Annotated in this window: 13 protein-coding genes; 6 read left to right on the forward strand and 7 right to left on the reverse strand. The window is 66.2% G+C overall.

Annotation, left to right across the window (positions count from 1 at the left end; all coding sequences use genetic code 11):
• The 5 genes from F813_RS13710 to F813_RS0112030 form a co-directional block, all read left to right on the forward strand.
• On the forward strand, positions 1 to 289 hold a 289-nt coding region (locus F813_RS13710), incomplete at its 5' end, for a transposase (protein ID WP_155995136.1).
• Between the two features lie 43 nt (positions 290 to 332).
• Positions 333 to 587 (forward strand): succinate dehydrogenase assembly factor 2, encoded by a 255-nt coding sequence (locus tag F813_RS0112015; RefSeq protein ID WP_017926762.1) that lies wholly within the window; start codon positions 333 to 335, stop codon positions 585 to 587.
• Positions 541 to 1,494 (forward strand): NifU family protein, encoded by a 954-nt coding sequence (locus F813_RS0112020; RefSeq protein WP_026148277.1) that lies wholly within the window; start codon positions 541 to 543, stop codon positions 1,492 to 1,494. Before F813_RS0112015 ends, F813_RS0112020 begins: the two co-directional genes overlap by 47 nt.
• Positions 1,495 to 1,537: 43 nt before the next feature.
• Entirely contained in the window at positions 1,538 to 1,951 is a 414-nt protein-coding gene (locus tag F813_RS0112025) for an ATP-binding protein (protein WP_017926764.1), read from the forward strand.
• Between the two features lie 67 nt (positions 1,952 to 2,018).
• Positions 2,019 to 2,354 carry an STAS domain-containing protein gene (locus tag F813_RS0112030; protein ID WP_012983239.1) on the forward strand — a complete coding sequence of 112 codons (336 nt, stop codon included), beginning with the start codon at positions 2,019 to 2,021 and terminating at the stop codon, positions 2,352 to 2,354.
• A 45-nt stretch (positions 2,355 to 2,399) separates the two neighbouring features.
• Here F813_RS0112030 and F813_RS0112035 read toward each other — a convergent pair whose 3' ends face one another.
• Together F813_RS0112035 and F813_RS0112040 are read right to left on the reverse strand one after the other, a co-directional pair.
• Positions 2,400 to 2,603 carry a hypothetical protein gene (locus F813_RS0112035; protein WP_012983238.1) on the reverse strand — a complete coding sequence of 68 codons (204 nt, stop codon included), beginning with the start codon at positions 2,601 to 2,603 and terminating at the stop codon, positions 2,400 to 2,402.
• A 44-nt stretch (positions 2,604 to 2,647) separates the two neighbouring features.
• A complete protein-coding gene (locus F813_RS0112040) occupies positions 2,648 to 2,872 on the reverse strand; it encodes a hypothetical protein (protein WP_012983237.1) in 225 nt (74 codons plus the stop codon).
• Positions 2,873 to 3,236: 364 nt separating this feature from the next.
• Here F813_RS0112040 and F813_RS0112045 point away from each other — a divergent pair, with 364 nt between their 5' ends.
• Complete coding sequence (locus tag F813_RS0112045; protein WP_017926765.1) at positions 3,237 to 6,506, forward strand: EAL domain-containing protein; 3,270 nt, start codon at positions 3,237 to 3,239, stop codon at positions 6,504 to 6,506.
• Here F813_RS0112045 and F813_RS0112050 read toward each other — a convergent pair.
• The 5 genes from F813_RS0112050 to F813_RS0112070 all read right to left on the reverse strand — a co-directional run bounded on the left by F813_RS0112050 (position 6,503) and on the right by F813_RS0112070 (position 13,748).
• Complete coding sequence (locus F813_RS0112050; RefSeq protein WP_017926766.1) at positions 6,503 to 6,880, reverse strand: winged helix-turn-helix domain-containing protein; 378 nt, start codon at positions 6,878 to 6,880, stop codon at positions 6,503 to 6,505. The genes F813_RS0112045 and F813_RS0112050 overlap by 4 nt on opposite strands.
• Before the next feature lie 178 nt (positions 6,881 to 7,058).
• Positions 7,059 to 9,017, reverse strand: coding sequence for an acetate--CoA ligase (acs, locus tag F813_RS0112055; RefSeq protein WP_017926767.1), 1,959 nt, complete (start codon positions 9,015 to 9,017; stop codon positions 7,059 to 7,061).
• A gap of 89 nt (positions 9,018 to 9,106) precedes the next feature.
• Entirely contained in the window at positions 9,107 to 9,847 is a 741-nt protein-coding gene (locus F813_RS0112060; protein WP_081601316.1) for an exonuclease domain-containing protein, read from the reverse strand.
• Between the two features lie 40 nt (positions 9,848 to 9,887).
• Complete coding sequence (locus F813_RS0112065) at positions 9,888 to 11,735, reverse strand: putative nucleotidyltransferase substrate binding domain-containing protein (RefSeq protein WP_017926769.1); 1,848 nt, start codon at positions 11,733 to 11,735, stop codon at positions 9,888 to 9,890.
• 234 nt (positions 11,736 to 11,969) lie between these two features.
• Positions 11,970 to 13,748 carry a sodium:solute symporter family protein gene (locus F813_RS0112070; protein WP_017926770.1) on the reverse strand — a complete coding sequence of 593 codons (1,779 nt, stop codon included), beginning with the start codon at positions 13,746 to 13,748 and terminating at the stop codon, positions 11,970 to 11,972.
• Positions 13,749 to 13,750: the final 2 nt, after the last annotated feature.

A 13,750-nucleotide genomic window follows, 5' to 3' on the forward strand; every position in this document is an offset into this window, starting at 1 on the left:
CCATGGGCTGGCACCGGTCCTGGAAGAATCGGGGACCACGGTCCGGCGGCCCTCGCGGTTGGCGAAGATCGGTTCCAGCCGACTGCGCAAGGCGCTCTACATGGCGGCGGTGGTGGCGACCCGGTACAACCCGGACGTGCGACACCAGCATCAACGTCTGCTGACACGCGGCAAGGCCAAGATGTCGGCGATCGGGGCGGCTATGCGCAAACTCCTGCACATCGCCTTCGGTGTGCTCAAATCCCAAACCCCGTATCAAGCCCGCCATGAAACCCCTTGCACCCCGTAGGGCAAGACGGTATCTACAGGGGGGCTGGCGGGGTTTTTGGGTGATGGAACCCGACAGCCGAACCCGCTGGCGCTGCCGCCGCGGCATGCTGGAGAATGACTGGCTGCTCGGGCAGTTTCTCGCGCAGGGATATGCGCAACTGGACCAGGAGGGTCGCGATGCCTTCGAGCGCCTGCTCGACTACCCCGACAACGTGCTGCTGGACGTGGTCATGGGGCGCCAAACCACGGTGGATAACGGGATAGCCCGGCTTGTCCCGGCGATCCGCGCCGCCGCTCAGGCTGCGCCTGCACCCTGACCCCGTTTTGCCGCGGCTTGCGCTGGCCGGGCAGATCCTGCTGGTCGTGGCCGTTTCCGGCTTTGTGCTGGTCTACAGCCTGTTGTGGATGCTGCTGCCGGTCTGGGGCCTGACGGTCATCGGCTGGTGGTGGCAGCGGCGTCATCAGACCCCGGACTGGGCCTGGCTGGGGCAGACGCCGGAGGGGGATACCTGGGTCGCGACCCGCGAAGGCTTGCGTCAGGAGCAGGTCACCTGGGTCGAGTTGTTGCCCGACAGCCGGGTCCTGGCCGGGACGGTCCTGCTGGTGCTGCGCGAACGAGACGGCGAACGGCTGTGGCGGCTCTGGTTGCATGCCGCGCGTATGGATCCTGATGACCTGCGCCGGCTGCGAATCCGCCTGCGCTGGCCGCCGGTCGCGCCACCGGAATCCGGTTGGCGCGTGCGGCTTCGGGCCGGTCGGGAACGGGCCGTTGCTATACTGGCGGAAATGCGATCAGGCGGAGGGCCGACGATGGCGGGACCCGACAAGGCACAGGTGATGGTGGATGTCTCGCATCTGCTGAGCGACGACCCGGATCACGTGTACAGCGAGGACGAACTGGACGCGATCGAGGAACTCGATCCGGAACTGGCGCTGCGCCTGGACCGGGCGCAGACCTTCGCCGAGCGCGAGGCGGCCGATGTCCCGGCGGATGGTCCGATTGACGAGGACGCGGTGCGTGCCGCCATCGAGGAAGCCCGGCGCATCCTGATGCAGGACGGGGGCGATATCGAATTCGTGGAGCTCGACGGGCGCACCGTGCGGGTCCGCCTGAAGGGGGCTTGCGTGGGTTGTCCGCGTTCGACCCTGGATCTGAAGAACGTGGTCGAGCGCCTGGTGCGCTCGCGCGCGCCGGGGGTTGCCAGCGTCGCGAATACCTTTTGACTCGACGGGCGTTCGCTCGCCGAGCGCCAGCAGGGAGTGCATGATGCAGCGGGCTTTTCGGATCCAGACTGAACTGCGGGAAATCCCGCGCCTGGCCGAGCAGGTGGAGGCCTTCTGCGAGGAAGCGGGTGTCTCGATGTCCTCGGTCTACCCGATCAATCTGGTACTGGACGAGTGGCTGACCAATCTGATCACCTACGCCTTCGATGACGGCGCGGACCACACCATCGAGGTGGACCTGCGCAAGGCGGATGACGGGTTGACGATCACGGTCACCGACGATGGCCAGGCCTTCAATCCGCTGACTGATGCCCCCGAGGCCCAGCTTGACGGCGATATTGATTCGCGCCAGGTCGGAGGCCTGGGGATTCATTTCATGAAGACGCTGATGGACGAGATCGACTACCGATCCGCCGATGGCGTCAATCGCCTGACCCTGCGAAAGCAGCCGGTCTGATCCGATTGCTGCGGGGCGATTTGCGGGGCGAGAGATCCATTCAACACAACACAGGCAAAGCGAACCGATGCAAGTCAACGAAGAGACGATCGACGGCGTGCTGGTCGTCAGTCCGGCCGGGCGTCTGGACAGCAACACCTCGCCGGAATTCGAGGCCCACCTGTTCCAGCGGATGGAGGAGCATCCGTCGTTGGTGATCCGCTTTGGTGACGTCGACTATATCTCCAGCGCGGGGCTGCGCGTGATGCTGATGACCGCGAAGAAGGTCAAGCAGAACGGCGGGCGGCTGGTGCTGTGCGAGATCGGCGATCCGATCCGCGAGGTGTTCGAGATCAGTGGGTTCTTGACCATCCTCGAAGTGTGCGATGACCCCCGCGGGGCCGTGGAGCGCGTCAACGCCTGACAGGAATACCCGGCCCGGGAGCGGGCCGGGTGGCAGAACGGATCATTAATCCGCCGGGGGCATGTATTCGTGCCGGATGTGGTCGGGCTGCGCGGGCAGCTGGATTCCGGCCTCTTCCAGGGCCTCGGCCAGTTCCTCGCACTCGTCCAGTTCATCGGCGCGCTTTTTCAGTGTGGCCAGGGCATCGGAGGCCTCCGCCTCCGGCATCGTGATCACCAGTTCGCCGTTTTCGGCCTTTTCCAGATGCATAACGTCCTCCTTGCGGGTTCCGTGTGTATACGAGCGGGCTCGTGTCAGTCCTCGATCGATGGCTGCTTGGGCGCGTGCTCGTCGAAGGCGTGCGGCGGCTGGCGAAATTCGTTCTCCAGCTCGTAGACACCCTGTTGCAGTACGGAGCCGAGTGCGCGGGCACCGTTGCTGATCTCGCCCTCGAGCTCGGTGATGTTCTCCGCGATGCTCTCGGCGGTCTTCTTGTCGATCTTCAGGGTCAGGATCCCGTCCTTCAGTGTGGCCTCCATGTCGTGCTCCTTGTCGTCAGGTGGATGACTGGTGGCCCGATCGGCCCGTCGGGCTGGCGGGTACTCAATTGATCTGCGTCAAACCGCGATTCTGTGGATTCCGGCATACTGCTGCGGCCGCGCGGCTCCTGTTGGTGGAGACAGCCCCCGGTTCGAGAGGGTTCCACTGGATGCTGCGGAATCCATCGCCGGCGGGCCACCCGTCACCGATCTCAACATTCTTCTGCTGCGGACGCTACCAATCACTGGCGGTCAATCCGTTCAGTGTCACCCGAGAGAGGCGAATCATTCCTTGAAAGCGTTGGCACAAACCCGGCGATCGCGGGCCCCCGAGTGGATTGCCGGAGCCTTTCTGCTACTGGGAGTGCTGTGGGTCACCCTGTCCGATGTTGCCGTTGCCTGGTGGCTGGGCACCGAGATCGGCGATGCGCTGACCCTGGCCAATCTCGGCAAGGGCCTCGGATTCATCACTGTATCGGCTTTGGCCCTTTATCTGGCGATGCGCTGGAGCGCAGTCGGGCAACTGGATGGCGACCGAGCGCCATCGTTGATGTCCTCCATCCCGAAGCGTTTTGGCCCAAAGCGTTTTGGAGCGGGTGGCTGGACGGTGCTGGCCCTCGCTGTGGCCCTGTCCACCACCGGTATGGCGTTTGGTACCTGGCAGATCCAGGCGACCTCCGCGAAGGATCAGGCGCGTGAGGATCTGCGCCGATCTGCCTTTCTCAAGGGTGCCCTGCTGGACCGCTGGCTGGCGGAGCGCGAGGGCGATGCGATGGTGCTCGCCCAGGCGCGGGACTTCTCCGTCTTTGCGCGAACCGCGGTCTTGGTGCAGTCGCCGCTGGCGCTGGAACAGGTACGTCATCGCCTGGAGTTGATGCATGAGCGTTACGATTACGACGCCATTTCGCTGATCGACCGGGACTGGCGGCCCATTGTGGAGGTGGGGCATAACTCGCTGGACGATGTCGCGGTGGACAAGGCGGTCACGGAAGCCCTGGTCAGCGGTGAAGTGAGCGCCCCCTACCTGCATGCGAATGCCCGGGGCGAGGTGCGGATTAGCTGGGCGGTCCCGGTAGCGGACCGAGTCGATCCGGACGGCGAGTCAGTCGCCGTGGTTGTGCTGTCCTCCGGCATCGAGACGTTGCGTGCGCTGCTGACCGTTGGCGAGGAGGCGGGGACGGTCGATCCCCATGTGGTGGCCCGGGACGACACACGCTGGGCCACGATTGCACGAATCGAGGCACAGGGCGGACATATCATCGACCCGCCGGAGGCCTTCGCGCGCCTGCGCCACGAGATTCTCGACCGTGAACGAGAGGGTGTTAGCGTAGCGCTGTTCGATGATGCCGATGGGGGGTTTCTGGCGGGCGTCCAGCCGCTGTCGGCACCGGGATGGGACCTGATCCTCAAGCGCAATGTTGCGTCCCTGGCGATCGCACCCCGCCAGCAGGCGCTCTGGATGGGGGCCGCCACGCTGTTTGTCTGGTTGATCATGCTGGCGGCCGGTGGCCTGCTCTGGCGCCAGCAGTGGCTGCGCCAACATCTGGTACTGATGCATTCGCATGCCGAGCAGGACCGTCTGCTGCGGCTGTACTTCGACATGCCGTTTCTGGGTATGGCGATCTCGTATCCGGGCGGCAGGGGCTGGGAGCGGGTCAATCCGTTCCTGGCACAGATGCTCGGCTACTCGCCGGAAGAACTGGTCCGGACCGATTGGGATCGTCTGACCGTACCCGAGGATCGCAGCTGCGAAGCGCCGCTCGATGCGGCCATGCAGGCCGGCTCGCGCGACGGGTACAGCATCGAGAAGCGGCTACTGAGACGGGATGGCCGGGTGCTCGTCGCGGACATCGATGTGAAATGCACGCGCACGGCCGATGGCGCCATCGATCGCGTAGTGGCTACCATTGAGGACATCACCGAACGCCGGGAGCAGGAGGAGCGCCGGCGGCTGGCGTCGGTGGTGTTCGAGAACACCCGCGAGGGTGTGGTGATTACCGACGCCACCGCCCACATCCTGTCGGTCAATCGTGCATTCACCGAGTTGATGGGATATACCCAGGACGAGGTCGTGGGGCGCACGCCCAAGATGTTCCAGTCCGGGCGCCATGACCAGGCCTTCTACGCCAACATGCGGCGTCAGCTCGAGACGGAAGGGCACTGGCAGGGCGAGATCTGGAACCGGCGCAAGACCGGCGAGATTTTTCCCGAACTGCAAAGCATCACGGCAGTGCGCGATGACCAGGGTCGCCTGACCCACTATGTCTCCGTGTTCGCGGATATCTCCCGTCTCAAGGCCTCGGAGGCCGAGCTCGACTTTCTCGCGCACCATGACCCCCTGACCGAGCTGCCCAACCGCCGGTTGCTGCGGGCCCGACTGGCGCAGGCGATCGCGCTGATGCGGCGACGTAATGGTTTGCTGGCGATCCTGATCATCGACGTCGACCGTTTCAAGGACATCAACGACTCGAGAGGGCATGCCGCGGGTGATCGCCTGCTGAAGATCGTCGCCGACCGCCTCCAGGCGGGGCAGCGGGGTACCGACACGGTCGCCCGCCTGGCCAGCGACGAGTTTGCCGTGCTGGCGGACAATCTGGCGCATGTGGACGATGCCGCGCTGGTCGCCGAGGACATCCTTCGCGAAGTGGGACGCCCGGTCGATCTCGGCGACGGCGTCGAATTTGAGATTGCGGCGACGATTGGCATCGCCGTGTTCCCGGACCACGGGGCGGATGCCGAGACGTTGTTGCAGCAGGCCGGTACCGCGCTGTCGCGTGCCAAGGAGGACGGGCGTGGTGGCTATCGCTACTACTCGGATGCGTTCACCGAGGCGGCCCGCGAACGCATCGACCTGAATGCGCGGCTGCGCCGTGCGATGGAACAGGACAGCCTCGAGGTGCACTACCAGCCGCAGTATCGCGTCAGTGATGGTGTGCTGATCGGCGCCGAGGCCCTGCTGCGCTGGACCGATCCCGATCTTGGGCCAGTATCCCCCGGGCGCTTCATCCCGGTGGCGGAGCAGACCGGCCTGATCGTGGAACTGGGCGACTGGGTGCTGCGGCGCGTGCTGGCGCAGGGGCAGGCCTGGCGCGATGCTGGCTATCCGGCCGTGCGCCTGGCGGTGAATGTCTCGGCACTCCAGTTCCAGCGGGTGGCAATCGACCAGCAGGTGGCCGATCTGCTGGAGGGGCATGGTTATCCGGCCCGGTATCTGGAACTGGAGATTACCGAGTCGGCGCTGATGTCTGACCCCGAGCGCGCCCGGCGTATCCTCCAGCGCCTGCGCGAGCGGGGCGTGAGCTTCGCGGTCGACGATTTTGGGACTGGGTATTCGTCCATGGCTCAGCTCAAGCGCTTCCCGGTCGATACGCTGAAGGTCGACAAGAGTTTCGTGGACGGCCTGGCGGCGGGTGCGCACGATGCCGATGATCGCTCGATTGCGCGGGCGATCGTGGCGCTGGGACACGGGCTGGGCCTGAGCGTGCTGGCCGAGGGGGTCGAGACCCGCGAGCAGCTCGGCGCGCTGCGCGAGCTGGGCTGCGATCACTACCAGGGCTATCTGGCCAGCCGGCCGCTATCCGCCGAGCATTTTGCCGTGCTGCTGGCCGAAGGATTGGTGGCGGAAGAGTATTAGTCCGGGCGTGCCGAGTCGGCCAGGAATTCGCTGAAGTCGTCCAGCTCCGCGCGGATGGCCGCCGTCGCGCGGGCTTCCATCTCCCGGTAACGCGCCAGTACCCGCTCGCCGAACTCCGTGACCTGTGCACCGCCACCACCTGAGCCGCCCTTGGCGGTCTCGACCATGGGCTCGCGGAAGCTCTGGTTCATCGTCTCGACCAGATCCCAGGCGCGCCGATAGGACATGCCGACACTGCGTGCCGCGGCGGAGATGGAGCCCTTCTCGCGGATGGCCTCCAGCAGCATGGCCTTGCCCGGGCCCATGGCCGTGACCTCGCCGAGCAGCACGCGCAGGCGCGGGTTTTGGGGGTGGTCGGAGTGGTGTGTCGTCATACCTTGGGTGCCCCGGGTGGAACGGATATGGTGCCCGGAATGCGTATCTCCGCCAAGGCACGAAAGGCAGGAGGCCAGCCCTCTGGCCGATCGGGCGCCGGAAAGGGCTGATCGGCCAGGGCTGGCCTCCTGCAGGAAGATCAAAGCAGGGCCGGGGCGGTAGGCCCCGGCCCGTGACTCAGGCCTTGCCCTGGAGCTGCGGGATCACGGCCTCGTTTTCCAGCGTCGAGGTGTCCGAGGTGATCTCCTCGCCCTTGGCGATGGAGCGCAGCAGCCGGCGCATGATCTTGCCGGAGCGGGTCTTGGGCAGGCCGTCGGCAAAGCGGATGTCGTCCGGCTTGGCGATCGGGCCGATCTGATCGGCCACCCAGTTGCGCAGGTCCTTGATCATCGCGTCGGCCTCGTCGCCGGTCAGGCGGTCGCCCTTCAGAATCACGAAGGCCACGATGGCCTCGCCCTTCACGTCGTGCGGGCGCCCGACCACGGCGGCCTCGGCCACCTCGGCATGTGCGACCAGGGCCGATTCGACCTCCATGGTGCCCAGACGATGGCCGGAGACGTTCAGCACGTCGTCGATGCGGCCCATGATCCAGAAGTTGCCTTCGGAATCGCGGCGCGCGGAGTCGCCGGCCAGGTAGTACTTGCCGTCGAACTTGGGCCAGTAGGTGTCCTTGTAGCGCTGATCGTCGCCCCACACGGTGCGCAGCATCGACGGCCACGGCTTCTTGATGACCAGGTATCCGCCCTGATCGGCGGGCAGGCTGTTGCCGTTCTCGTCCACCACGTCGGCGTCGATGCCGGGCAGGGCCTGGGTGCAGGACCCGGGCACCAGGGTGGTGGCACCGGGGATCGGGGCGATCATGTTGGCGCCGGTCTCGGTCTGCCACCAGGTGTCGACCACCGGGCAGCGTTCACCGCCGATCACGCGGTAGTACCACATCCAGGCCTCGGGGTTGATCGGCTCGCCGACCGTGCCCAGCAGCCGCAACTTCGACAGGTCGTACTGGGCGGGGAAGTCATCACCGGCCTTCATCAGCGCGCGGATCGCGGTCGGGGCGGTGTAGAACACGGTCACGCCGTGGTCCTGGCACATCTTCCACCAGCGGCCGGCATCGGGCACCGTCGGCACGCCCTCGTAGACGACCTGCGTCGCGCCGACCGCCAACGGGCCGTAGGCGACGTAGGTATGGCCGGTGATCCAGCCGACATCGGCGGTGCACCAGTAGACGTCGTCGCCCTGCAGGTCGAACACCCACTGGTTGGTGATAATCGCGCCCAGCAGGTAACCGGCGCTGGAGTGCTGGATGCCCTTCGGCTTGCCGGTGGACCCGGAGGTATAGAGCAGGAAAAGGGGGTGCTCGGACTCGACCCATTCCGGTTCGCAGTCGACCGACTCGCCATCCACGGCGTCGTCCCACCAGATGTCGCGTTCGTCCTTCATGGTCACGTCGTTGCCGGCGCGCTTGCAGACGATGACCTTCTCGACGTCGGCCGGATTGGAGTCCAGCGCCTTGTCGACATTGGCCTTGAGGGCTACGGTCTTGCCGCCGCGCACGCCACCATCCGCCGTGATGACCAGCTTGGCGCCGGAGTCGACGATGCGGTCACGCAGGGCATCGGCGGAGAATCCCCCGAAGACCACCGAGTGGATCGCGCCGATGCGGGCGCAGGCCTGCATGGCGATCACGGCCTCGGCGTTCATCGGCATGTAGATGATCACCCGGTCGCCCTTTTCCACACCCATGGTCTTGAGCGCATTGGCGAGCTTCCCGACCTCGTTGTAGAGGTCGCGGTAGGTCAGGTTGCGGGTCTCGCCATTTTCCGCCTCGAAGATGATCGCGGTCTTGTTGCCGCGCACTTCAAGATGACGGTCGATGCAGTTGTAGGAGACGTTCATGCGCCCGTCGGCGAACCAGCGGTAGTGTGGTGCGTTCGAGCTGTCGAGGCCCTCGGTGAACTCGGTCTGCCAGTCGATCTTCTCGCGCGCGAGGTCACACCAGAAACCCTCGTAGTCGGCGTCGGCCTTCTTGTGCAGGGCCTCGAGATCTTCGGGCTTCAGACGGGCGTTCTTCGTGAACTCCGCCGGCGGCGCGAAGTGACGGGTCTCGTGCAGCGTGGACTCGATGGTGTCGCTCATCAGGGCCTCCGTGATTCAGTTCGGGAATCGTGATCAATTCGTGGGCATTTTGGGAGCTGAGGATAGCATGTCGACCGCCGGGATCCGTGCTACCAGAGCCACCCAGGCCGGAACAGCACGCGCTCCAGCGGGACTTGTGCCTCCGGAGAAAGCTGGCTGACCAGGGCGGCGAACAGCTCGCCGGCGGCCAGGGCGTCGAACAGCGCGTCGTGTGCGCGGTATTGCGGCAGATTGTAGCGTCCGCGCAGGGTGTGAAGGCGCATGCCATCCGCCGGGATCGGGCGCCCCGCCCGCCGCAACTGGCGCTCCGCCAGGCGCAGGGTATCGACCACCGGGAGCGGGGGGCGCACGCCGTACAGGCGATGGCACGCCTCCTCCAGAAAGCCGAGCTCCAGTGCGGCGTGATGGGCGACCAGGACACGCCCCTGAAGCGCCTCGAACAGGGCATCGAGGGCGCTGTCCACGGTGGTCCCGCCGGCCGCCTCGCGGTCGGTGATGCGGTGGATGACCGCGCTTTGTTCCGGCACCGGGCAATCCGCGCGTACTAGCCGCTGATCGGCGGTCGACAGGTCGATGCGTACACCGTCCATCGCCACCCAGCCGATGCTCAGGATCGCATCATGCTCCGGGTCGAGCCCCGTGGTTTCGAGATCCACTGCGAGAAAGCGGCAGTCCGCCACCGCTTGCCGAGCGGAGGGCAGGGGTGACCCCAGGCAGGCCCGCAGGGCCCCTGTCGGGGCGTGTTGCGCCGCCCGCTGGCGGCGGTGGCAGAAACGCCAGTGCCCGATGGGGTGCACCCAGGGCGTGTCCTCCGGCCGTGGGCAGGGCATCAGGAAGCCTCGGACGGGTACATGCAATTCACGGGACGGGTCACCCGTGTACCTGCTCGGCCTGGGCCAGGGCGGCCTTCTGCGCATGGGCCACCAGGCGAAATGCGTTCTTCAGGTGGCTGCGCTCCAGCCCGGACAGCTCGTTCGGGGACAGGGCGTTGTCGGGGGCGGACCCGCGCCGGATCTGCTCGGCCTGCAGGCGCGTGCGCAGCGTGGCGATGAACTGCCAGGCGTCGATCAGGTCGGCGCCTGTGCCCTCCGACAGAACACCCGCGTGGCGGGCGGCCCGCAGCCGCTCGAGCGTGCTGCGGGCGTCCGACCCGGCGCGCAGGGCAAACACCCGGGCTAGCGCGACGATCGGCATCAGGCCGCGCATCTTCAGGTCCAGGGTGTCGGCGTGTTCGCCCCCGCGTTCGAGTACGAACTGGCGAAAGAATCCCAGCGGCGGGCGCAGTTCCCGCGCCTGGTCGGCGAGCGTGCGCAATACCGCCTCGCTGCGATAGCCCTGTTCCAGGGCTGCGTGGCGTACGGGTTCGAACAGGCGGGTCGGGCCGTGGATCACGCGCAGATCGAGGTAATGGGTGGCGAGCATCGCATCGCGCGGTGACGGATGGCTCAACACCCGCCGAATCTCGCGCTCCCAGTCGCGGGTCGAGCGCCGCCAGTGGGGCTGGCTCGGGTCGACATCGCCCGGGCAGCGGCGGATGCCGCAGGCCGCCAGGCCTTCCCCGACCTCGTCGGCCAGGCGCTGGAACCAGGCGTCGGCATCGGGGGGTGCCGCATCGTCGTAGACCAGTGCCGTGTCCTGGTCGGTATGCACCATCTGTTCGTGCCGCCCCTGACTGCCGCTTGCCAGCCAGGCGTAGGCGGCCGGCGCGGGACCGAGCTTCGCTTCTGCCTGTTCGATCAGGCACTGCGTGAGGGTGTCGATTACCGTGGTGATGGTCTGGCCAGTCTGGGTCGCATCGGCCCCGGCCTCGACCAGTTGTACCTGCAGGCTGGGCAGGGCACGCATCACGTCGCGCAGGGCGTCGAGGCTGTCGGCGCGGCGCAGGTCGCGTACCAGGTAGACCGCGCTGGTGCCCTGATGGCGGATCAGGTCGGTGCTGGAGAGAATGCCGACCAGCGGGCCGTTCTCGCCATCGGTGACCGGCAGGTGATGGATGTCCCGCCGCGCCATGCGCAGCAGGGCATCGAAGGCTGGAGTGTCGCGGCTGACCGAGGCGACCGGCTGCGCCATGCATTCGGCCACGCTGCATTCGGGGTCGGTGCCTGCGGCCAGGGCATGGCGAAGGTCGGTGTCGGTCAGGATGCCCACCGGGATGTCTTCCTGGCCGGGCGCGTGCAGCAGCAGGGCGGAGATGTCCGCCTCGGTCATGCGCTGGGCCGCCTCGCGCAGGGTGAGGCTGGTCGGCGACATGATCGGGCGCGGTGTCATCAGGGCGCGCACGGGGGTAGTCAGCAGGCTGCGCTCGCCCGCGGGCGAGGCCGCCGCTGGTGCCCGCAAGCGGTCGGTGTCGAGATCGACAAATTCGCGGAAGGCCTCGTCCCGGCCGGCGAGGTCGCGGGCACGGTCGGCCTCCAGCTGGTAGATCAGGGCATCCTCGGTGATACGGCCGTGCAGGTTGCTGGCGTGAGTGGTGTTGAGCAGGTCGCCTTCGCCCAGACGGTCCTGAAGCTGGTCCCGGGCGTCGTACAGTTCGGCGGCCCCGGTGCGCACGATCCACAGCTCGCCGGGGGGCGCATCGGCGGGCGGGAACGGGCTGTCCTCGCGCAGGTAGCGCAGGGTCAGACGGCGAACAAGGCCCGTGCGCGTCTCGGCGGGCAGGCGCGCGAGTTCCGGGCAGCGTTCCAGGAACTCGCGAATCTCTTCCAGTTCACCGTTCATCTGTGTACCGGGCAACCTTCGTTCGCGGCGTGGGTGGTGGGTGGGGTCAGAGCAATTCTCCAGCGCCCCTTCCGGGTACTGGAGAATTGTCCCGAAGGAAAAAAGGCCGACCCGGCATGTGCCGGGCCGACCCCAGGGAAGCGTTTGCTTCCCTTCGTTGCATGAGCGTCATGCATGTCCATTCATGGTGGGCCGACAGGCCCGGTCATGCCGGCGGCATGACCGGGCACGGCATCAGCTCGGGTTGTCGGTGCGCGGAACACGCACGCTTTCCACCAGCTCCTGGATATGCTGCGGCGGCTCCTTGGTCAGCTTCATCACGATGTAGGCCGCGACGAAGTTGAACACCGCGCCAATGGCGCCGAAGCCGGTCGGGTTCACGCCGAACAGCCAGTACTCCTCGGTATCCGGGAGCATGGCGGTGCCGGAGAAGAAGAACCACCCCTTGTAGGTAAAGATGTAGAGCAGGGTGGTCACCAGACCGACCAGCATGCCGGCGATCGCGCCTTCCTTGTTCATCTTCTTCATGAAGATGCCCATCATCAGGGTCGGGAACAGCGAGGCCGCGGCAAGACCGAAGGCGAGTGCGACCACCTCGGCCGCAAAGCCTGGTGGATTGAGCCCCAGATATCCCGCGAACAGGATTGCACCTGCCATGGCGATCCGTCCCGCCAGCAGCTCGTTTTTCTCGCTGATTCGAGGCATGAAGACCCCCTTCAGCAAGTCATGCGAGATGGCCGACGAGATGGCCAGCAACAGACCGGCCGCAGTCGACAGGGCCGCCGCGATACCACCGGCCGCCACCAGCGCGATCACCCAGCCCGGAAGCCCGGCGATCTCGGGATTGGCCAGCACCATGATGTCGCGGTCGAGGGTTACGATCTCGGAGCCTTCCCAGCCGTATTCCTCTTCCGCCATCGCGGCGAACTCTTCGTTGTCCTCGTTGTAGTACTGCATGCGGCCGTCTTCGTTCTTGTCCTCGAACGCGAGCAGACCAGTCTGTTCCCAGCGCTCCATCCAGGCCGGCTTGTCCTCGTAGGCCAGGTGGCCTTCCTCGGTGCCGATTTCGCCCGGATGCACGGTGTTGACGAGGTTCCAGATCGCCATCGCACCGACCGCCGGGGCGGTGGTGTAGAGGATGCCGATGAAGACCAGCGCCCAGCCGGCGGACTTACGCGCATCGCGCACACGCGGAACGGTAAAGAACCGGATGATCACGTGCGGCAGACCGGCGGTACCGATCATCAGCGCCATGGTCAGCAGGAACATGTTGAGCATGCTCATGCCGCCCTCGGTGGCCGTGTACATGGTGAAGCCAAGATCCACCATCGTCTGGTCCAGGGCCTCCAGCAGGTAGGTGTCCTGACCCTGCAGGGTGGAACCCAGGCCGATCTGCGGGAACACCTGGCCGGTGAGGGTGAGCGAGATGAAGACCGCGGGCACCGTGTAAGCGAAGATCATGATCACGTACTGCGCGATCTGGGTGTAGGTGATGCCCTTCATCCCGCCGAGCACCGCGTAGATGAACACCACCGCCATGCCCGAGAGCAGACCAATGGCCAGCGGTACCTCGAGGATGTTGGAGAACGCGATCCCCACGCCACGCATCTGTCCGATCACGTAGGTGATGGACATCGCCAGCAGCGAGACGACCGCCACCACGCGTGCAACCTTCGAGTAGAACCGATCCCCGATGAATTCCGGCACCGTGAACTTGCCGAATTTGCGCAGGTACGGGGCCAGCAGCAGGGCCATCAGCACGTAGCCGCCGGTCCAGCCCATCAGGTAGGCGCCCCCGGTAAAGCCGAGGAACGCGATCAGGCCGGCCATGGAAATGAACGACGCGGCGGACATCCAGTCCGCAGCGGTGGCCATCCCGTTGGCGATTGGGTTGACGCCGCGCCCGGCGACGTAGAACTCGCTGGTCGAACCGGCACGCGCCCAGATGGCAATGCCGATGTACAGGGCGAAGGTCGCCCCGACCACGAGAAGACTTAGGGTCTGTTGATCCATGA

This window comes from Thioalkalivibrio sp. HL-Eb18, assembly GCF_000364985.1.
GTDB lineage: Bacteria > Pseudomonadota > Gammaproteobacteria > Ectothiorhodospirales > Ectothiorhodospiraceae > Thioalkalivibrio.